The 19,236-nt window shown below is 45.1% G+C and carries 18 protein-coding genes; 13 read left to right on the forward strand and 5 right to left on the reverse strand.

What is annotated here, in order from left to right; translation table 11 throughout:
- Positions 1-57: 57 nt before the first annotated feature.
- Both AB4507_RS17555 and uspA read right to left on the reverse strand, forming a co-directional pair.
- Positions 58-936, reverse strand: coding sequence for a carboxylate/amino acid/amine transporter (locus tag AB4507_RS17555; protein ID WP_372112744.1), 879 nt, complete (start codon positions 934-936; stop codon positions 58-60).
- Between the two features lie 52 nt (positions 937-988).
- Positions 989-1,423, reverse strand: a complete 435-nt coding sequence (uspA, locus tag AB4507_RS17560) for a universal stress protein UspA (RefSeq protein ID WP_017060149.1) — start codon at positions 1,421-1,423, stop codon at positions 989-991.
- A 189-nt stretch (positions 1,424-1,612) separates the two neighbouring features.
- Here uspA and ftnA point away from each other — a divergent pair, with 189 nt between their 5' ends.
- From ftnA to AB4507_RS17575, 3 genes are all read left to right on the forward strand, one after another.
- Positions 1,613-2,140 (forward strand): non-heme ferritin, encoded by a 528-nt coding sequence (ftnA, locus tag AB4507_RS17565; protein ID WP_004735556.1) that lies wholly within the window; start codon positions 1,613-1,615, stop codon positions 2,138-2,140.
- A gap of 68 nt (positions 2,141-2,208) precedes the next feature.
- The gene (uspB, locus tag AB4507_RS17570; protein ID WP_048661272.1) at positions 2,209-2,532 is read left to right on the forward strand and encodes a universal stress protein UspB; all 324 of its coding nucleotides are present in this window, start codon (positions 2,209-2,211) and stop codon (positions 2,530-2,532) included.
- A gap of 250 nt (positions 2,533-2,782) precedes the next feature.
- Positions 2,783-3,976, forward strand: coding sequence for an NAD(P)/FAD-dependent oxidoreductase (locus tag AB4507_RS17575; protein ID WP_029235099.1), 1,194 nt, complete (start codon positions 2,783-2,785; stop codon positions 3,974-3,976).
- Between the two features lie 145 nt (positions 3,977-4,121).
- On the opposite strand, the gene AB4507_RS17580 is transcribed toward AB4507_RS17575, so the two are convergent.
- Entirely contained in the window at positions 4,122-5,015 is an 894-nt protein-coding gene (locus AB4507_RS17580; protein ID WP_048617749.1) for a DMT family transporter, read from the reverse strand.
- Positions 5,016-5,153: 138 nt separating this feature from the next.
- Between AB4507_RS17580 and rmuC the strand changes: the two genes are divergently transcribed.
- The 7 genes from rmuC to tatC all read left to right on the forward strand — a co-directional run bounded on the left by rmuC (position 5,154) and on the right by tatC (position 11,489).
- The gene (rmuC, locus tag AB4507_RS17585) at positions 5,154-6,686 is read left to right on the forward strand and encodes a DNA recombination protein RmuC (protein WP_372183033.1); all 1,533 of its coding nucleotides are present in this window, start codon (positions 5,154-5,156) and stop codon (positions 6,684-6,686) included.
- A 65-nt stretch (positions 6,687-6,751) separates the two neighbouring features.
- A complete protein-coding gene (gene ubiE / locus AB4507_RS17590) occupies positions 6,752-7,531 on the forward strand; it encodes a bifunctional demethylmenaquinone methyltransferase/2-methoxy-6-polyprenyl-1,4-benzoquinol methylase UbiE (RefSeq protein WP_029235100.1) in 780 nt (259 codons plus the stop codon).
- A gap of 98 nt (positions 7,532-7,629) precedes the next feature.
- Positions 7,630-8,235 carry an SCP2 domain-containing protein gene (locus AB4507_RS17595; RefSeq protein ID WP_102394318.1) on the forward strand — a complete coding sequence of 202 codons (606 nt, stop codon included), beginning with the start codon at positions 7,630-7,632 and terminating at the stop codon, positions 8,233-8,235.
- The gene (ubiB, locus tag AB4507_RS17600; protein ID WP_052880270.1) at positions 8,232-9,866 is read left to right on the forward strand and encodes a ubiquinone biosynthesis regulatory protein kinase UbiB; all 1,635 of its coding nucleotides are present in this window, start codon (positions 8,232-8,234) and stop codon (positions 9,864-9,866) included. Before AB4507_RS17595 ends, ubiB begins: the two co-directional genes overlap by 4 nt.
- A 53-nt stretch (positions 9,867-9,919) precedes the next feature.
- Positions 9,920-10,174 carry a Sec-independent protein translocase subunit TatA gene (gene tatA, locus AB4507_RS17605; protein ID WP_017060154.1) on the forward strand — a complete coding sequence of 85 codons (255 nt, stop codon included), beginning with the start codon at positions 9,920-9,922 and terminating at the stop codon, positions 10,172-10,174.
- 3 nt (positions 10,175-10,177) lie between these two features.
- Positions 10,178-10,585, forward strand: coding sequence for a Sec-independent protein translocase protein TatB (tatB, locus tag AB4507_RS17610; RefSeq protein ID WP_048612432.1), 408 nt, complete (start codon positions 10,178-10,180; stop codon positions 10,583-10,585).
- A gap of 148 nt (positions 10,586-10,733) precedes the next feature.
- Complete coding sequence (tatC, locus tag AB4507_RS17615) at positions 10,734-11,489, forward strand: twin-arginine translocase subunit TatC (RefSeq protein WP_017060156.1); 756 nt, start codon at positions 10,734-10,736, stop codon at positions 11,487-11,489.
- 530 nt (positions 11,490-12,019) lie between these two features.
- On the opposite strand, the gene AB4507_RS17620 is transcribed toward tatC, so the two are convergent.
- Positions 12,020-12,781 carry a TatD family hydrolase gene (locus tag AB4507_RS17620; protein WP_102394317.1) on the reverse strand — a complete coding sequence of 254 codons (762 nt, stop codon included), beginning with the start codon at positions 12,779-12,781 and terminating at the stop codon, positions 12,020-12,022.
- A gap of 208 nt (positions 12,782-12,989) precedes the next feature.
- Here AB4507_RS17620 and hemB point away from each other — a divergent pair, with 208 nt between their 5' ends.
- The 3 genes from hemB (at position 12,990) to polA (ending at position 18,022) form a co-directional block, all read left to right on the forward strand.
- Positions 12,990-14,033 carry a porphobilinogen synthase gene (hemB, locus tag AB4507_RS17625; RefSeq protein ID WP_017060158.1) on the forward strand — a complete coding sequence of 348 codons (1,044 nt, stop codon included), beginning with the start codon at positions 12,990-12,992 and terminating at the stop codon, positions 14,031-14,033.
- 76 nt (positions 14,034-14,109) lie between these two features.
- Entirely contained in the window at positions 14,110-14,544 is a 435-nt protein-coding gene (locus AB4507_RS17630; protein WP_372118381.1) for a GNAT family N-acetyltransferase, read from the forward strand.
- 679 nt (positions 14,545-15,223) lie between these two features.
- On the forward strand, positions 15,224-18,022 hold the full coding sequence (polA, locus tag AB4507_RS17635) for a DNA polymerase I (RefSeq protein WP_372183034.1): 2,799 nt from the start codon (positions 15,224-15,226) through the stop codon (positions 18,020-18,022).
- A gap of 506 nt (positions 18,023-18,528) precedes the next feature.
- Here the strand turns inward: polA and AB4507_RS17640 are convergent.
- On the reverse strand, positions 18,529-19,128 hold the full coding sequence (locus tag AB4507_RS17640; RefSeq protein ID WP_372123836.1) for a GTP-binding protein: 600 nt from the start codon (positions 19,126-19,128) through the stop codon (positions 18,529-18,531).
- Positions 19,129-19,236: the final 108 nt, after the last annotated feature.

Here is a 19,236-nt window from a genome sequence, read left to right on the forward strand (position 1 = left end):
CCTCCTCCTACTCGATTGGGGTTATCCGAGCTGACTCATATAGCTCGTTCAAATCAGCTAAGCGTTGCTTGCGGATCTTGCTACGCGCTTCTTCACCCACGTCTCATTGACGAATAAAGAGAATAAGATAACGGCGCCACCAATAGACAAGCGAACCAAATCGACATCTCTGTTCCAAATCAGGATATTCACCACCAGACCAGCAGGAACCAAGGCATTGTTCATCACTGCCAGCGCGCCAGCATTCACAATGCACGCGCCTTTATTCCACATAAAGTAACCCAGCCCCGACGCAATCAAGCCAAGGTAGATCAGGATTCCCCATTGAAGTGTGGTGGTGGGCAGTTTCTCTGGGTTGCCTAGTAGCATGAAAGCCACTGACGCGACACATAGCGCCCCTAAGTAGAAGTAACCAAATACGGTTCGCTGAGGCAACTCGGTCGATTCCTTCTCCATCACCACCTTGTAGCCCACCTGACCAATAGCAAAGCACAGGTTCGCGCCTTGCACGACGAGGAAGCCGACTAAAAAGTTTTCGTTAATACCTGCGAACTTAATGAATACCGCGCCCAATACCGCAATTGCCGCTGTCACTAGGTACCACGGAGAGAATTGCCCTTTGAGAAAGTCATAAATAAGCGTGACGTAAATTGGCGTGAAAACGGTAAACAAAAGGACTTCAGGAACGGATAGCAGTAAGAAAGATTGATAGTAGAAGCAGTACATCAGGCCAAGCTGGATACCACCAATTGCCATCAATTTAGCGATCAGCTTACGTGATACGCCGCGAAACTTTAGGAAAGGAAGAAATACGACGCCGGCAAGGGCAACACGCATTAAAACAGAGAACCAAGAATCAACCTGACCCGCAAGGTAAACGCCGATCAGGCTAAAGGAGAAGGCCCATAGGAGGGTAACACCAGCTAAATAGCTCATAGTAAAACTTCGTTAATAAGATATGAGCTGTATGTTACCTAACCTTAAATCATTAGTCTTCTGAATCTCTTAGAGGCACGACCAGCATATCAACCGGAGAGGCGTTGATCAGTTGGCGTGTTGAAGAGAGCAGCTTGCTCCAAAAGTCTTGATGGTGACCGCAAACCACGAGATCAACATTGAACTCGTTGATGGTGTCACACAGCTCATGACTCAAATCACCACTGCCTACTAGGGTATGGGTGATCGGGTATTGGGCGTGCTCCGCAAAATTTTGCAGCTGAATACGAGACGCTTCCATCGCGTTGTGCTGGGTTTCGGCCATGTTGATATCAATCAGGCCGGTATACAGCTCTGCGTAGTTAATATCGATATGGATAAAAGAGACTTTGGCTTCCAATGGCTTAGCCAATGCTACCGCTTTATCCACAATTAATTTGCTGTCTTCTGATAAATCGACCGCGACCAAAATATGTTTGTAACTCATATCGCTACCTCCTTTATTCATTGTCTGATTTAAGATTAGCACTATGCGATGGCTTTTTTTGCTGAAGTGATCTCATATCCACTGTCTTGCGTAATGACAGCTCGAAATATTGGTTAACTAATGGCCTGCGAGATATTCATTAAATAGTGATATAGTAGAGAAAATTGAGGATGTAATTAGGAGTCTTAAATGCTGTCAAAAACTATGGTTGAGCAACTGAATGATCAAATTAACCTAGAATTTTTCTCATCCAATCTATACTTACAAATGAGTGCTTGGTGTGAAGACAAAGGATTTGAAGGTGCAGCAGAGTTTCTGCGTGTTCATGCAGTAGAAGAAATGGAACATATGCAGCGTCTTTTCACTTACGTAAGTGAAACAGGTGCAATGCCAATTCTAGGTGCGATTGAAGCGCCAAAACATGAATTTGATAGCCTTGGTGCTGTGTTCCGTGAAACTTATGAACATGAGCAAATGATTACTCAAAAGATCAACAAACTGGCTCACGTTGCTTTCAGCACACAAGATTACTCAACCTTTAACTTCCTGCAATGGTACGTTGCAGAGCAACACGAAGAAGAGAAGTTGTTTAAAGGTGTATTGGATAAGCTAGAGCTTGTTGGTGAAGACGGTAAAGCACTGTTCTTTATTGATAAAGACCTAGCGCAATTGGCAAAAGATGGTTCATCTTCAATTATGGAAGCTCCTGCCGTTTAGGTAGTACGGGAAAGACACTGATTATCTTTTTCTTTTGAGTTTTCTTATGAAGATGTAGGGAGGAAAGGATGATCAGCGGCGACACTATTCTATTTGCACTAATGGTTGTGACTTGCGTGAACTGGGCGCGTTATTTTACTGCGCTAAGAACGCTCATTTATATTATGCGAGAAGCGCATCCTCTACTTTATCAACAAGTAGACGGAGGCGGTTTTTTCACAACTCATGGCAATATGACCAAACAGGTTCGTCTGTTTAGTTACATCAAAAGCAAAGAGTATCACCATCACCATGATGAAGTGTTCACTTCCAAGTGTGATCGTGTGAGACAGTTATTCATACTCTCTTCCGCCCTTCTGGGTGTAACGTTGCTGGCTTCTTTCATCGTCTAAGTTATTTAGTGCGTGTGAAGTAGAACTTAGTTTTTGGTGTAAAGCTTTGGTTGTTGGTTTGCTAAGCCAAGTCGTGGTTTTGATGTTGTCTGCAAATTGTACAATTGAACATCAATTGCAAAGTTTAAAATTGCCGCTAAAATAGCGAGCAATTAGTAAGGATGTGCTGTTTATGCACATCCTTTTTTATTGATGGCATTTCGAGAACAGGGCGTACTCGGGCTGCAAAAGTGAAGAAAAGCAGAACCACATGAGTGAAAAATTTGATGTAATCGTAATTGGTGCGGGCGCCGCGGGCTTAATGTGTGCTGCGGAAGCTGGTAAACGCGGCCGACGAGTGCTGGTGGTTGATCATGCAAAGAAACCAGGCAGAAAAATTTTAATCTCAGGTGGCGGTCGTTGTAACTTCACTAACTATGATGTTTCAGCCAACAACTTCCTGTGTAATAACCCTCACTTCGTGAAGTCAGCTTTATCTCAATACACCAACTGGGATTTTATCTCAATGGTGAGCAAGTACGGTATTGAGTTCGAAGAGCGAGACCACGGCCAATTGTTCTGTGTGAATGACCATACCGCAAAAGACATCGTGAGTATGCTGCTTGACGAGTGTAAGCAAGCGAAAGTCGAACAACGCTACCGTTGTGATGTTCACTCTATCGAAAAAACAGATGCTGGCTTCAAGATGCACCTCAATACCGACGAAGTTGAGTGTGACTCGCTAGTTGTCGCGACAGGTGGTTTGTCGATGCCTAAGCTGGGCGCAACGCCATTTGGCTATAAGATTGCCGAGCAATTTGGTTTGTCTGTGATACCAACTACCGCAGGCTTAGTGCCATTCACTCTACATAAAGAAGATAAAGAAGCTTTCGCAGAGCTTTCTGGTATCGCAATTCCTGCCGAGATCACCGCGCAAGACGGAACCTTGTTCAAAGAAGCGTTGCTGTTTACCCACCGCGGCCTATCGGGTCCTTCGGTACTGCAAATCTCTTCTTTCTGGAAGGCGGGTCAGTCGGTTTCGATTAATCTAGTACCAGAAGTCGATGTAGCTGAACTGCTGGCTAACTCTCGCGAGAAGCACCCAAATCAGAGCCTGAAAAACACCTTGGCGAAAGCACTGCCGAAGCGTTTTGTTGAAGTGTTGATTGACCGCAAAGAGCTGGAAGACAAGCCACTCAAGCAGTTCAATGAAAAACAGCTGAATGACATTGTAGAGCATTTAGAGAACTGGAAAATCGCGCCAAACGGCACCGAAGGTTACCGTACTGCCGAAGTAACTCTAGGTGGCGTGGACACCAATCACCTATCTTCAAAAACCATGGAATGTAAGAGCGTGTCTGGCCTCTATTTCATTGGTGAAGTGATGGACGTAACCGGTTGGTTAGGCGGCTATAATTTCCAATGGTGTTGGAGTTCTGGCTTTGCAGCAGGTCAGTGGGTTTAAGCTTTGAGCCTATCCATTAGATTTTAAATTACATAAAAATGGCGAGTCATAGGACTCGCCATTTTTGTATCTAACATTGTGTACTAGCTCTAGATTCGACTTTATTGATAGCTTTTCGCTCTCAATCGAATCTTTTAGCGCTTATTTACGCAGCTTTGTTTTTTGAAAACTTGATCTGTTGAATCACCAAACCGGCAATGATCAGTACCAAGCCAAACAGGGTCGCTGGGTGAATCTCTTCGCCGATAATAGTGGAAAGTAGCATCAGTGAGATAAATGGCGAGGCAAAAATTAGGTTGCTGATACGCGCCGTATTGTTGGTTAGCTTGAGTGCTGATAACCATAATACAAAGGTAATGCCCATCTCGAACAGACCAACGTAAGTCACCGCCATCCAACCCTTCGCCGTAATTTGGCTAAAGCTTTCGCCCTCAAAAAGGGTTAAACCGATCGCGAAAGGTAATGCCACTAAGAAACCAAGCAGTACGCCAACCACTGGGTCAGCCTTGTTTTTGGTGTTGAGAATCCAATATCCTGCCCAAAGCAGAGTAGAAAGCAGCGCCAGTGCCACACCGAGTGGGCTATCGAACTGCATGCCTAACACATCGCCTTTGGTGGCAATAACTACCACACCCGCATAGCTGAAGGTACACGCAATCCAATCTTGCTTACGAATCTTTTGCCCCAGAAAAACCGCCGCCATTAAGGTTAGCGTGATAGCCCAGCTGTAGTTGATGGCTTGAGCTTGAGAAGCGGGCAGCAGGTCGTAGGCTTTGAATAGAATCAGGTAATAAGCCAATGGGTTAACCAAGCCGAGCAGCAGGTAATACCAAGGGTTTGAAAGGAACGTTGTACTCAGCTGAGAAAGCTTGCCTTGAAAGGCGCAGACTGCGATCAGCGCAATCGACGACACAATACTGGCAATGGTCAGCATTTGAATCGGTGAAAACTCAGCAAGGGTCAGCTTAAAAGCAGTAGCGACCGTTGACCACAGCAGTACTGCGGAAAGGCCAAAGCCCAAGGCACGACGTTCGTTCATGGCAACTCATTCTAATTTGATGGGACAGAATACGGAGCGCCTAGTCTATCTGTCGAATTTTAATACGGCAAACTGGACATTTATCCAGTATCAAAATACCATTTAATGAGTTATTTCAAATTAGGCTAAATCATTATCATGCAATGGATTATCGAACATCAGGCAACGCTTATTGCTGCAATTTCTGGCGCGCTCGTCAGCGGCGGTGTCGTGGGTTGGTGGATTAAACAGAAGCTCTCTTTTCAGCAGCGATTGCTCGAGCAGCAGCTAGAGTCCGATCGTTTGTTGCATGAATCTCAGCAAGCTCAGCTCAAAACATCACTCGCAGAGGCGCAACAAGAGCTCGATGAGTTAGATGATGACCGAGACAAAGCGGCATTCGAGCTCAAGCAGGCGCACGGTAAGGTGATGGCTGCAATGGAAAAACTGCGCTACTTTGAGGCGGTAAAGCAAGAGCGCCAGCAGTACGCTGATGAGATCAATGTGCTTAAAGATCATAAGTCTGAATTAGAAGCCGAGCTGCGCGAGCAAGAAGCAAGGCATGACCAAGAAAACCTCGCCAATAGCGAAAAGCTGCAGTTGCTAGAGCAAGCTGAATCACGACTTAAGCAGCAGTTTGAATTGTTAGCGAACCAACTGTTTGAAACCAAAACCGCCAAGGTCGATCAGCAGAATAAGCAGAGCCTAGAAGGTTTGTTGTCTCCACTAAGAGAGCAGTTGGAAGGCTTTAAGAAACAAGTGAACGACAGCTTCAGCCAAGAAGCCAAAGAGCGTCATACTTTGGTGCATGAGCTTAAAAACCTGCAGCGTCTTAATGAGAGTATGACGCGTGAAGCGGTGAACCTGACTCAAGCGCTAAAGGGTGACAATAAACAACAAGGTAACTGGGGCGAGGTGGTGCTGGCTCGCGTGCTTGCTGAATCAGGACTGCGCGAAGGGCACGAATACCAAACGCAAGTGAACCTACAAAACGATGCGGGCAAGCGTTATCAACCGGATGTGATTGTGCATCTGCCACAAGATAAGCAAGTGGTGGTCGATTCCAAAATGGCGTTGGTGGCATTTGAACGCTACTTCAATGCCGAAACCGACCAGCAGCGTGATGCTGCATTGCGTGATCACTTGGTGTCGTTAAGAGCGCACATCAAAGGTTTGAGCCAGAAAGATTATCATCAGCTCAAAGGCATCCAAAGCTTGGATTATGTGTTGATGTTTATCCCGGTTGAACCAGCATTCCAAGTGGCGATTCAGGCGGATCCTAGCTTGGTGAAAGATGCGATGGAGCAAAACATCATCTTGGTCAGCCCAACCACTTTGCTGGTGGCACTGCGTACAATTGATAACCTGTGGCGTAACGACAGACAGAACCAGAACGCACAGGTTATCGCAGAACGTGCGAGCAAGCTTTACGACAAGCTGCGCCTGTTTGTTGATGATATGGAAGGCCTTGGCAGCTCACTTGATAGAGCAAACCAAAGCTATCAAGGTGCGATGAATAAGCTAGTAACAGGGCGAGGCAACGTGATTCGTCAGGCCGAAAGCTTCAAGCAATTGGGTGTTGAAGTGAAGAAACCGATCTCGATTGGTTTGGCTGAAATGGCGCAAAATGAGGCTTTTTCAGAAAATGCCTCCTTAGTAGAAAGACAACCTGCTGAGGATAAAGTAAACTAATCGGCCGCAGCGCCTCTAAACACAAAGAGCGCTGTCGATGAGAACTTACCATGGTAGATAACAGCATTATGGACACAAGCGTGCAGACAAATTCAGCAGTAGAGTCAGAAACCACACACTTTGGTTTCGAAACAGTCGCAAAAGACGAAAAAGTCGCGAAAGTAGCAGAGGTATTTCACTCTGTAGCCGCTAAATACGACATCATGAATGACTTAATGTCGGGTGGTGTTCACCGCTTGTGGAAGCGATTCACGATTGATTGCAGTGGCGTTCGCCCTGGTCAGCGTATCCTAGATCTTGGTGGTGGTACTGGCGACCTTACTGCGAAATTCTCGCGTATCGTTGGTGAAAAAGGCCACGTGGTTCTTGCTGATATCAACAACTCAATGCTGAATGTTGGCCGTGATAAGCTGCGTGATAGCGGCATTGTTGGCAACGTACACTACGTACAAGCGAACGCTGAAGAGTTGCCATTCCCAGATAACTACTTCGATTGCATTACGATCAGCTTCTGTCTGCGTAACGTAACCGATAAAGACCAAGCGCTGCGTTCTATGTACCGCGTACTTAAGCCGGGTGGCCGTCTGTTGGTTCTTGAGTTTTCTAAGCCAGTGCTTGAGCCACTATCAAAGGTTTACGATGCCTACTCTTTCCACCTGTTGCCAAAAATGGGTGAGCTGATTGCCAACGACGCAGACAGCTATCGTTACCTTGCAGAATCAATCCGCATGCACCCTAACCAAGAAACCTTGGAAGGCATGATGCAAGACGCGGGTTTCGAGAATACTAAATACTTCAACCTAACGGGCGGCATTGTTGCGCTGCACCGCGGTTACAAGTTCTAGTCGAACTTGGTAGTAGGCTCTTAGGGCGTGCTAAACAATAAGAATAAAGACAGAACGGATAGGTTAAGGCTTATCCGTTTTCAAAGGTAAGGACAGTCATGCCATTTGATCCATTGGTCACCGCAGTTATTGAAACCTCTTTAAATACTTTCGTGAACGATGATCCAGCCTTGGTTCGTCGTTTGTCTCGTTTAAAGGGGCAGATCATTCAAGTTAATTTGAAAGAGTTGAATAAAACACTCACTTTCGTTTTCAGCCAACAAATTGATGTGTTGTCGGAATATGAAGGGCAGCCTGATTGCTACCTATCTTTGAACCTATCGGTATTACCGGAATTGCGTGAGCAATCGAACATCACCAAGCTGATCAAGCAAGATAAGCTGATCTTAGAGGGTGATATTCAACTGGCTCAGAAATTTGCTCAACTGATGACAGACTGCAAGCCTGATTTGGAAGAGTGGTTATCGCGTGTGACGGGTGATGTGGTTGCGCATACCTTGGTGCAAGGCGTTAAAAACGTCGGTGGCTTTGTAGCAAAACAGGCGACTAAGCATCAAAACCATGTTGCTCAAGTTCTGACTGAAGAGTGGAAGATCGCACCAGCACCGTTAGAAGTCGCGCATTTTTGCGACCAAGTTGATGACGTAAAAAGCTCGGTAGCTCGCCTTGAAGCTAAGTTGAACGCTCTGTTGGAGAAAATATGACCCCAACAGAACTGAAACGTCTTTATCATATTATCAAGGTACAGTTGGAATATGGCCTTGATGAGTTGATGCCGGAACACCAACTGACTAAAGCTCCTTTGTTGGCGCGAAAGTCACTGTTTTGGCTTAAGAACAAGCATCAAGATAAAGAGTTGGGTCATCGCTTGCGCCTTGCGCTGCAAGAACTTGGTCCAGTGTGGATCAAGTTTGGACAGATGATGTCGACACGTCGTGATCTGTTCCCTCCTCATATCGCCGATCAGTTGGCGTTGTTGCAAGACCAAGTTGCGCCGTTTGATGGTCAACTGGCGAAGCAAGATATGGAAAAGGCGTTGGGTGGCAGTTTAGACAACTGGTTTACCGACTTTGATATCGAGCCACTGGCTTCTGCTTCTATCGCTCAGGTGCATACCGCAAAGCTTAAAGAGAGCGGTCGTGAGATTGTTCTGAAGGTAATTCGACCTGATATTCGCCCGGTGATTGACGCAGATCTAAAACTGATGCACCGAATGGCGCGTATAGTCGCTAAGTCGCTTCCTGAAGCACGTCGTTTGAAACCGGTTGAAGTGGTTCACGAGTACGAGAAAACGTTACTTGATGAACTCGACCTGCGCCGTGAGGCGGCCAATGCCATTCAACTGCGACGTAATTTTGAAGGCAGTGAAGAGCTGTATGTTCCAGAGGTTATCCCTGATCTAAGCAGCGAAACCCTGATGGTGTCAGAGCGAATCTATGGTATTCAAGTCTCCGATATTGAGACGCTAGAAGCCAACGGCACCAACATGAAATTGCTCGCGGAACGCGGTGTGACGGTATTCTTCACCCAAGTATTCCGAGATAGCTTTTTCCATGCAGACATGCACCCGGGCAACGTATTTGTTAACCCAGAGAATCCAGATAACCCTCAGTGGATTGGTTTGGATTGTGGCATTGTTGGTACGCTCAATAGCGAAGATAAGCGCTATTTAGCAGAGAACTTGTTGGCTTTCTTCAATCGAGATTACCGTAAAGTTGCTGAGCTACACGTTGATTCGGGGTGGGTGCCACACGACACTAACGTCAATGATTTTGAGTTCGCGATCCGTATGGTGTGTGAGCCAATCTTTGCAAAACCACTTGGCGAGATCTCATTTGGCCATGTGTTGCTAAACTTATTTAATACAGCAAGACGTTTCAACATGGAGGTTCAACCTCAGTTGGTGCTTCTGCAAAAGACCTTGTTGTATGTCGAAGGCCTAGGCCGTCAGCTGTATCCGCAACTTGATTTGTGGGCAACGGCGAAGCCTTTCCTTGAAACCTGGATGATGAATCAGGTGGGGCCGCAAGCTGTGATCAACGCAGTAAAAGAGCGTGCGCCATTCTGGGCAGAAAAACTGCCAGAGCTGCCAGAGCTACTTTATGACAGCTTGCGCCAAGGTAAAGCGATGAACCACAGAATGGATCAGCTTTATCAAGGTTACCGAGATAGTAAGCGTCAGCAAGCAACTGGAAAGTTTTTGTTTGGCGTTGGAGCCACTTTAGTCGTATGCTCCGCAATATTAGTTTCAAGCCCTTATGAGCAGCTATCTATGGGCTGTGGCATCGCAGGTGTCACATTTTGGTTGCTTAGTTGGCGAGCTTACCGTCGTTAGACAGTAGACTCTCTTAATATTTTTATGTGTAGACAGACCCGAGGACAATGACAATGGGTGGTATCAGTATTTGGCAACTTCTAATCATTGCTGTAATTGTAATTTTGCTATTCGGAACAAAGAAACTGCGCGGTATGGGTGGTGACTTAGGTTCAGCGGTTAAAGGCTTCAAAAAAGCGATGAGCGATGAAGACAAGCCTGCAGATAAGAAAGATGCAGACTTCGAACCAAAGAATATTGAACAGCAGAAGACAGAAGCTCACGCTGAAACAACTGCTGAAACAAAGAAAGACAAAGAGCAGGCGTAAATCGTGTTTGATATCGGTTTTTGGGAACTGGTATTAATATCTGTCGTTGGGTTAGTGGTTTTAGGGCCTGAGCGTTTGCCCGTGGCGATTCGCAGTATTTCCAAGTTTGTTGGACAAGCGAAAAGCATGGCAAACAGTGTGAAAGATGAACTTTCTCATGAGCTTAAGGTGCAAGAGCTGCAAGAAAACCTACGCAAGGCGGAAAAAATGGGTATGGAAGATTTATCTCCAGACCTTAAAGCGTCAGTCGATGAACTCAAGCAGGCCGCTGCTGAGGTTCAACGTCCGTATGCTAAGCCTGAGTCTGATAAGCCAAGTGAGACTAAACCTAGTGTCACGGAAACTGTGGAATCTGAAACCATTCAGGTCAACAGCGAAGCTTCAGCACCGTCAGATAAGAAAGCCGAATAGTCTCGCAAGGAGGAGTCGCCGGATACTTGAGTCGCTAGATGTTTTAATAGATAGCTATTCAAGTAAATAACTATTCAAGTGGATACCAATCCAACTGGATAGATACACGCGCGACTCCTTTTCGATCTTCCTGTTTAAGAGGTTTGACATGTCTTCGACTGAGCAGACACAGCCTTTAATTAGCCACCTTCTAGAACTACGTAATCGCCTACTACGTGCGATTGTCGCGGTGCTAGTGATATTTGTCGGGCTAATTTATTTTGCTAATGATATTTATGAATTCGTATCAGCACCTTTGGTAGATCGTCTACCGGAAGGGGCGACGATGATCGCAACCGATGTTGCATCGCCATTTTTCACACCGCTGAAATTAACCTTGATCGCGTCTATATTCCTCGCGGTTCCGTTTATTTTGTATCAGGTGTGGGCTTTTGTTGCTCCGGGTTTATACAAGCATGAAAAACGCTTGATCATGCCGCTATTGGCTTCAAGTTCATTGCTGTTTTACTGTGGTGTGGCGTTCGCTTACTTCATTGTATTCCCGTTAGTATTTGGCTTTTTTACGGCCATATCATTAGGGGGAGTAGAGTTCGCAACCGACATCTCAAGCTATCTTGATTTTGTACTCGCGCTGTTCTTTGCTTTTGGTATTGCCTTTGAAGTGCCAGTTGCGATTATCTTGTTGTGTTGGACAGGTGCAACAACGCCTCAATCTCTATCTGAAAAGCGTCCTTACATTGTTGTGGGTGCTTTCATCATCGGTATGATGCTGACACCACCAGATATGATCTCGCAAACACTGTTGGCGATTCCAATGTGTATTCTGTTTGAGATTGGTCTGTTCTTCGCACGTTTTTATACGCGTAAGCCAGATGCGGATGAAGAGGAAGAAGCTGAATCTTGATTCGGAATGCTTCAGTAAAAATCACATAATAAAAAAGCGGCCTAGAGCCGCTTTTTTATTATGTCTGTTTATCGAATCTTTAACTGATAGCCACAGTTCTGACATATATAGAGCTCTTTGATGCCCAAAATTTTATGCCATAGGGTTCGATGTTGACGTTGTAAGTGTTGTGAATGGTCACACATAATCAACTACCTCCATATGCAGGCGGTTGATGATATATTGAATGAGATAGTAACTCAAACTAAACTGTAAATTCTAACTTTCCACTGAACAAACAAAAAAGCGACGCTAGCCGCTTTGATTTTGCGTATCTATCTTACTTTCAATTGGTATCCACATTGAGTGCAATTATACAGCTCTTTGATGCCAATTACTTTGTGCCATAGAGTTCGATGTTTACGCCTTAAGTGGGGGTGCTTACACATAAATTACCGTCGAGATATTCAGGCGGCTTATGTTGTACTAGTTTAATAGTTCATTCAACAAAATATACAAAACTTACATTTTTTGTTGAATTGTATAAGTTTTTACAAGTTGAATAAGCTGATTGCATTTTTTGTGGTGATTGCATTCACCTCTTCGATGCTTTTGCCGCGCAATTCAGCGATGCGTTTTGCTACTAATTCTGTGTAGGCTGGTTCATTGCGTTTACCGCGATTCGGTGTTGGTGCTAAGTATGGGCAATCTGTCTCTAGGATGACGTAATTCATATCAAGATGTGGAATCACCTTATCCATCCCCGAGTTCTTAAAGGTCGATACGCCGCCTAAACCTAAATGAAAGCCTAGCTCGTTGATCGCTTGAGCTTCCTCTAAGCTACTGCCAAAACAGTGGAATACCCCGCGTAAGCTGCCATCTTGTTCTTTACGAAGTAGGGCAAGTGTCTCTTCAATGGAATCACGAGTATGGATCACCACAGGTAGATCAAGCTCTTTTGCCCACTGCAGTTGAGTCACGAAGGCCATCTCTTGTTCGGCTTTAAAGGTTTTATCCCAGTACAAGTCGATACCAATCTCACCCACCGCGATAAAGTCATGTTTATCAAACCAAGCTCGAATGGTTTTGAGGGTTTGCTCGATATTCGCATCCACATAACAAGGGTGTAAGCCCATCATTGAACGACACACATCAGGAAACTGAGCTTCCGTCGCGAGCATTGGCTCGATAGATTCTAAATCGATGTTCGGCAACAGAATGGTATCAATCCCTTGAGTCAGTGCGCGCTGCACGACTTGTTCGCGGTCTTCATCGAATTCACTAGCGTAAATATGAGCATGGGTGTCGATCATTGTTTTGTCCTGAAAGCGGTCTTTACTGAGTTGTCATGAGTATACGGCAGTGTGAGGAGAAGGTCATTTTTTGCCATTTATCCCTATTTTTGAGTGGGTTTCATATTTTACTGCTAGCGTCCTGAGCCATCAGTGATATGCTTTTGCCTGTATTTAGCACTTTTCATATCTAAGTATTTCGGTGCTTAGACTAGGCAAGGAGAATCTAGTGTCTGTTTCAATTCAAGGTCAATTCCCAGGTCGCCGTATGCGCCGTATGCGTAAGCACGACTTTAGCCGTCGCCTAATGGCAGAAAATCAATTGTCTGTGGATGATCTAATCTACCCAATGTTTATCCTGATGGGTAAAGACCGCCGAGAGCCTGTCGAGTCAATGCCAGGTGTTGAACGCTTGTCGATCGATTACATGCTCGAGGAAGCAGATTACCTGTCAAAACTGGGTGTTCCTGCGATTGCTCTATTTCCAGTCGTGAACCAAGATGCTAAAAGTTTATGCGCAGCTGAAGCTCATAACTCAGAAGGTTTGGTGCAGCGCGCTGTACGTTTACTAAAAGAGCATGTGCCAAACATTGGCGTTATTACTGACGTAGCACTAGACCCGTTCACCACTCACGGCCAAGACGGCATCATCGATGAAGATGGTTACGTGATGAATGACGAGACGACTGAAGTCTTGATCAAGCAAGCATTATCACACGCTGAAGCGGGTGCTGACGTAGTTGCCCCATCGGATATGATGGATGGTCGCATTGGTAAGATCCGTGAAGCGTTAGAAGAAGCGGGCCATATTCATACTCAGATTATGGCGTACTCTGCAAAATATGCATCGTGCTACTACGGCCCATTCCGTGATGCAGTTGGCAGTGCTTCGAACCTGAAAGGTGGTAACAAGAAGAACTACCAGATGGATCCAGCCAACAGCGATGAAGCGATTCATGAAGTCGCGATGGATCTTAATGAAGGTGCGGACATGGTGATGGTGAAACCAGGCATGCCTTACCTTGATATTGTTCGTCGTGTTAAGCACGAACTGCAAGCGCCTACGTTTGCTTACCAAGTATCTGGTGAATACGCGATGCACAAAGCAGCGATTCAAAACGGTTGGCTGAAAGAGCGCGAAACCGTCATGGAATCACTGTTGTGCTTTAAGCGTGCTGGCGCTGATGGCATTCTTACTTACTTCGCTAAAGATGTCGCAGAGTGGCTTGCTGAAGATAACGCACAAGCTGCTGAGCATTTAAAAGAAAAGTAACCGTGTAGATCTCACTTAAGTGATCAGTAAAGGGTTGGCCATTGTGCCAGCCCTTTCGTTTATAAGGATGAATAAGATGTCAGTTGTCGTACGTGAAGGTTCTTTAGAAGAAGTGGTGTCTGTGGTCGAGCAGATCTCTGAGTTCGCTAAAAAAGAGAGTGTCGCTTCTCTGTCAGAGCGGCTGGCAGGGAAAAAGAGCCTTATCTTAGTGGCTGAAGAAGCTGGCGTGTTGCTTGGCTTTAAGATCGGTTATGAATTGGATCAAGATACTTTTTACAGCTGGTTTGGTGGCGTGTCACCGCTCGCGAGGAACAAAGGCGTTGCACAGGCGCAATTAGACGTTCAGGAACAGTGGGTGAAAGAGCAGGGCTACAGACAGTTAAAGGTTAAGTCTCGTAACCAGTTCCCTGCAATGTTGCGCCTGTTATTGAGAAACGGTTACCTAATCGAAAGATTTGAAGAAAAAGAAGACATTAATGACCATAGAATTCATTTTTTGAAGCAAATTTAAGCACTGCTGTTAACGGTTTATAAATTAAATGAGATTTATTATCATTTAAGTGTTGACTATTAAATGAGAATCATTATTATTAACTTCGTCTTAGGGAATGAGGAAATGTTCACAAGGATGTTAAGTACTCAAGTATCTACTTGGTTACCCAACAGAATTCTCGCGAACTTGTACTAAGTTCTTTTTGACACGACATTGCTCACATTGCTTCCAGTGTAATTTATAGCTTTTAGGTAAAGCTGTGGTATTCAATTTGAATGGCTTTACCGGTTTTTGCTAGGCGACATCTTCGGGTGTCGCTTTTTTTATACCTACCATTTCAACAAGATGCATATTTAGTGGCACGTATTTTTATGAATAAAACGCCATCAGCATTCTTTTCCACAACGCAAGATCGAGAAAAGATCGTTGATCATCTGTTCGATCTGTAAAATTATTCTTTATTTTCAGTTGTTTATTGGTGTTTTTTGAGTTGTTCACCGTAGTTCTCAACAGGGTGGATAAATAATATAAACAGAGTTATCCACAGAACGCTTGCGTCTAAGAACAAAAAATAACAACAAATCGATTATAACGAACACAACCGAGTGAACGGATACAGATCGACAACGTGGAATCCAACCAACAGACGTGGCATTCTTAACAGATAATTTCTGTACTTACTGGATACACAAACATTATGGCTCGTATTCCTGATAATCCATTGATTCTGATCGATGGCTCTTCTTACCTATATCGCGCGTTTCATGCTTACCCTGGCACCATGAGCAATGGTGATATCCCGACTAACGCGGTTTACGGTGTAGTTAACATGCTGCGCAGCATGATGCGTCAATTTGCTTCTGATCGTATTGCGGTTATTTTTGATGCAAAAGGAAAGACGTTCCGTGATGACATGTACCCAGAGTACAAGGCTAATCGTCCACCTATGCCGGATGATCTACGTTGTCAGATCGAACCTTTGCACAACGTGATTCGCGCAATGGGTCTACCACTTATCTCGATCCCAGGCGTTGAAGCGGATGATGTGATTGGTACGCTAGCTTCTCAAGCATCTAAAGCGGGCATGCCGGTTTTGATCAGTACTGGCGATAAAGATATGGCGCAGCTGGTTGATGACAACGTTACTTTGATCAACACCATGACCAACGTGGTTATGGATCGCGAAGGCGTGATAGAGAAGTTTGGCATCCCACCTGAGCTGATTATCGACTACCTTGCACTGATGGGCGATAAAGTGGATAACATTCCTGGCGTTCCAGGTGTTGGTGACAAAACAGCAACTGCTCTACTACAAGGCATTGGTAGCATCGAAAAGCTGTATCAAAACCTGGATGATATTGCCGCTCTTGGCTTCCGTGGTTCAAAAACCATGGCTAAGAAGCTGATTGATAATAAAGACAACGCTGAGATGTCTTACGAGCTTGCAACGATCAAACTGGACGTCGAGTTAGAAGAGACACCTGAGTCGCTTGTAAAAGCACAACCAAATACGGATGAGCTGATTAAGCTATATGGTCAACTGGTCTTCAAGTCTTGGTTGAACGAGCTACTTGAAGGTGGCAGTGGTGTGGTTGAGGCGGATGAAAAGTCGGGCGCAGTACGCAGCAATACGGCATCAACCACTTCTACCGTAGAAATGAACACCTCTGCCGTGACCATTGATCGCAGCAACTACGAAACCATCCTCGATGAAGCGTCATTCAATGTTTGGCTAGAGAAACTGAAAGCGGCTGAAGTATTTGCTTTCGATACTGAAACCGACAGCCTAGATTACATGGTGGCGAACCTCGTTGGCCTGTCATTCGCGACTGAAGAAGGCGTTGCCGCGTACGTGCCGGTTGCCCATGATTACCTAGATGCACCTCAACAACTGGATCGTGATTGGGTACTTGAACAGCTTAAGCCGATTCTTGAAGATGACGCACAGGCTAAAGTCGGTCAAAACCTGAAGTACGATATGAGCGTTTTAGCGCGCTACGGTATCGAGATGAAAGGCATCAAGCACGACACCATGTTGGCGTCTTACGTTTTCAATAGCGTAGGTGGCAAGCATGATATGGACAGCCTAGCGCTGCGTTTCCTTCAGCACAGCTGCATCTCATTTGAGCAAATCGCAGGTAAAGGTAAGAAGCAGCTTACTTTCAACCAGATTGAGCTGGGTGAGGCGTCTCCATACGCGGCAGAAGATGCTGACGTGACTTTACGTCTTCATAACCGTTTGATGGAAAATATTGAGCAAGATGAAAAGCTAAAAGCCATCTATGAAGAAATCGAAGTACCCCTGATCCCTGTAATGTCTCGCATTGAGCGTACTGGTGTATTCATCGATGACATGCTGCTGGGCGCTCAATCGCAAGAGATTGCGGTTCGTCTGGATGAGTTAGAACAAAAAGCCTATGAGATTGCAGAGCAAGAGTTCAACATGAACTCGCCAAAACAGCTGCAAGCGATCTTGTTTGAGAAAATGGGTTTGCCAGTTATTAAGAAAACGCCATCAGGTGCACCTTCAACCAACGAAGAAGTGCTGCAAGAACTGGCTCTTGATTACCCGCTACCTAAGCTGATCATTGAGTATCGTGGTCTTGCGAAACTCAAGTCTACCTACACAGATAAACTGGCGAAGATGATCAACGCTGAAACGGGTCGTGTTCATACGTCTTATCACCAAGCGGTGACAGCAACGGGTCGTTTGTCTTCAACAGATCCAAACCTACAGAACATCCCAATTCGTAATGAAGAAGGTCGTCGTATCCGCCAAGCATTCGTTGCACAACATGGCTGGAAGATTCTAGCGGTCGATTACTCTCAAATTGAATTGCGTATCATGGCGCACCTGTCGGGTGATAAAGCGCTTCTGGAAGCATTCCAACAAGGCAAAGATATTCACGCGGCAACGGCTGCTGAGATCATTGGTGTTGATATTGAGCAGGTAACGACTGAGCAGCGTCGTCGTGCTAAAGCCGTTAACTTCGGTCTTATCTACGGTATGAGTGCTTTTGGTTTGGCTAAGCAACTGGGTATTCCTCGTGGGGAAGCACAGCACTACATGGACACTTACTTTGAACGTTACCCTGGCGTAATGCAGTACATGGAAGACACACGCAGCGCGGCTTCAGAGCAAGGCTTCGTTGAAACCATTTACGGTCGTCGACTGCACCTTCCTGAGATTCAATCTCGTAATGGCATGCGTCGTAAAGCTGCTGAACGCGCGGCGATCAATGCGCCAATGCAAGGCACAGCAGCGGACATCATTAAGAAAGCGATGTTGTTGGTGGATGAGTGGATTCAAGCGGAAGGCGATGGTCGTGTAAAACTGCTTATGCAGGTACACGATGAATTGGTGTTTGAAGTGGAAGAGTCATCTTTAGCCGAAATTGAAAGTAAAGTACAAGAATTGATGGAATCCGCTGCAGAGCTAGAAGTGCCGCTTGTCGCGGAAGCTGGCCACGGTGACAACTGGGATCAAGCCCACTAATCAGTTTTTGACCTTAATAAGCAAATTAGTATGAGCCAGTGCACAAACACTGGCTTTTTTTTGTCTCAAATAAAGTTAAGTCGTAATAAGAATTTAGGTGTTTTAATAAAACATTCATGAAAAAAAACTACAAAAATTGTTTTCATTTCTGAGCAATTGTTGTACATTAAATCTTGTAGGGTACAGAGGTAAGATGTTCTATCTTTCAGACCTTTTGTTTCACGTTATTGGATTAGGCTGATTCAGCCGCCCCAGTCAGTATTTGACTGGGGCGTTTTTTCTTGTGCGAAAGAAAAATATTTCCAACCTACCATTCCCCCGTAAAACCTCTCATTTTTAGTGCCTTTATTACACTTTCTCAAGCACAGTGATAAGCCCCTGATTTGCCTTAGATCTGGAATTCGATCAGCTTTTGGTAATTTAAATCCGTCTCTAAGTCGATTGTTTTATCACTTGAAATAACTTTTATTTTACAAGTTATCGATAAAGGATTGATGGATCACGCCTTATTTATCAGTGTATTGAGTCGGTGAATGCTCAATGTAATCCATGATTTTCTGTTGTTTCTCGGTGCTGTATTTCAGTGCTTCGGCGGTGATCTGGATGGATTGTGCCATCGAAGAGATATTGTTGGTCGCTTTTACCAAGGTTTGCTGCATGGGTTTCAGGATAAGCAGATAGATAGCGGTCAAAGCGATAATAATGACGGCGATAACGGCCGCCAGCGCAATGATGATCTTGGTCTGAATGTCATCCAACAGCATTTGACTGGTTTGTTTAAAGGCGAGTCGAGATTGGTCTAAGGCTTGTGGTAGTTGATTGAGTGATGTCTTGGTGGAGCTCGCAAGCTTATTGATACTTTCAACCGTTTGATTGAGGGCTTGTTGCTGGTCGTCGCTTAGGTTGGGGTTGTTGACTATCGCCTGCAAAGATTGCGATATCACCTCAAGAGACTCACTCGCATCTTGGGCGTACTTTTCCATGCCATCGAGGTCTAAGGTCATATCGACATTGATCAGTGGGGCTTGTTCTTGTTCTGCTTCAGAGGCAAACCCTGTCAGTGAGACCAACATAAGTGCAATGATGGCCAATGGTATTTTCCACATGAGTATTCCTTTCTCATTGTTCTGATTATTTAGATGTGTCTTTTAGTATGGTTCACTTCTATTGGTTTTAGTGGCTAAATCCGATTTTTAACACTAAAAACTTAGGCT

The organism is Vibrio sp. 10N.222.54.A3, assembly GCF_041474095.1.
Lineage (GTDB): Bacteria > Pseudomonadota > Gammaproteobacteria > Enterobacterales > Vibrionaceae > Vibrio > Vibrio crassostreae_C.

Bases quoted from the DNA above. Each gene is read 5' to 3' on its own strand.
- tatC (WP_017060156.1), top strand. From the start codon at position 10,734: ATGTCTTCGACTGAGCAGACACAGCCTTTAATTAGCCACCTTCTAGAA.
- uspB (WP_048661272.1), top strand. From the start codon at position 2,209: ATGATCAGCGGCGACACTATTCTATTTGCACTAATGGTTGTGACTTGC.
- tatA (WP_017060154.1), top strand. From the start codon at position 9,920: ATGGGTGGTATCAGTATTTGGCAACTTCTAATCATTGCTGTAATTGTA.
- AB4507_RS17620 (WP_102394317.1), bottom strand. From the start codon at position 12,781: ATGATCGACACCCATGCTCATATTTACGCTAGTGAATTCGATGAAGAC.
- AB4507_RS17630 (WP_372118381.1), top strand. From the start codon at position 14,110: ATGTCAGTTGTCGTACGTGAAGGTTCTTTAGAAGAAGTGGTGTCTGTG.
- uspA (WP_017060149.1), bottom strand. From the start codon at position 1,423: ATGAGTTACAAACATATTTTGGTCGCGGTCGATTTATCAGAAGACAGC.
- ubiB (WP_052880270.1), top strand. From the start codon at position 8,232: ATGACCCCAACAGAACTGAAACGTCTTTATCATATTATCAAGGTACAG.
- AB4507_RS17555 (WP_372112744.1), bottom strand. From the start codon at position 936: ATGAGCTATTTAGCTGGTGTTACCCTCCTATGGGCCTTCTCCTTTAGC.
- rmuC (WP_372183033.1), top strand. From the start codon at position 5,154: ATGCAATGGATTATCGAACATCAGGCAACGCTTATTGCTGCAATTTCT.
- AB4507_RS17580 (WP_048617749.1), bottom strand. From the start codon at position 5,015: ATGAACGAACGTCGTGCCTTGGGCTTTGGCCTTTCCGCAGTACTGCTG.
- AB4507_RS17575 (WP_029235099.1), top strand. From the start codon at position 2,783: ATGAGTGAAAAATTTGATGTAATCGTAATTGGTGCGGGCGCCGCGGGC.
- ftnA (WP_004735556.1), top strand. From the start codon at position 1,613: ATGCTGTCAAAAACTATGGTTGAGCAACTGAATGATCAAATTAACCTA.
- AB4507_RS17640 (WP_372123836.1), bottom strand. From the start codon at position 19,128: ATGTGGAAAATACCATTGGCCATCATTGCACTTATGTTGGTCTCACTG.
- polA (WP_372183034.1), top strand. From the start codon at position 15,224: ATGGCTCGTATTCCTGATAATCCATTGATTCTGATCGATGGCTCTTCT.
- AB4507_RS17595 (WP_102394318.1), top strand. From the start codon at position 7,630: ATGCCATTTGATCCATTGGTCACCGCAGTTATTGAAACCTCTTTAAAT.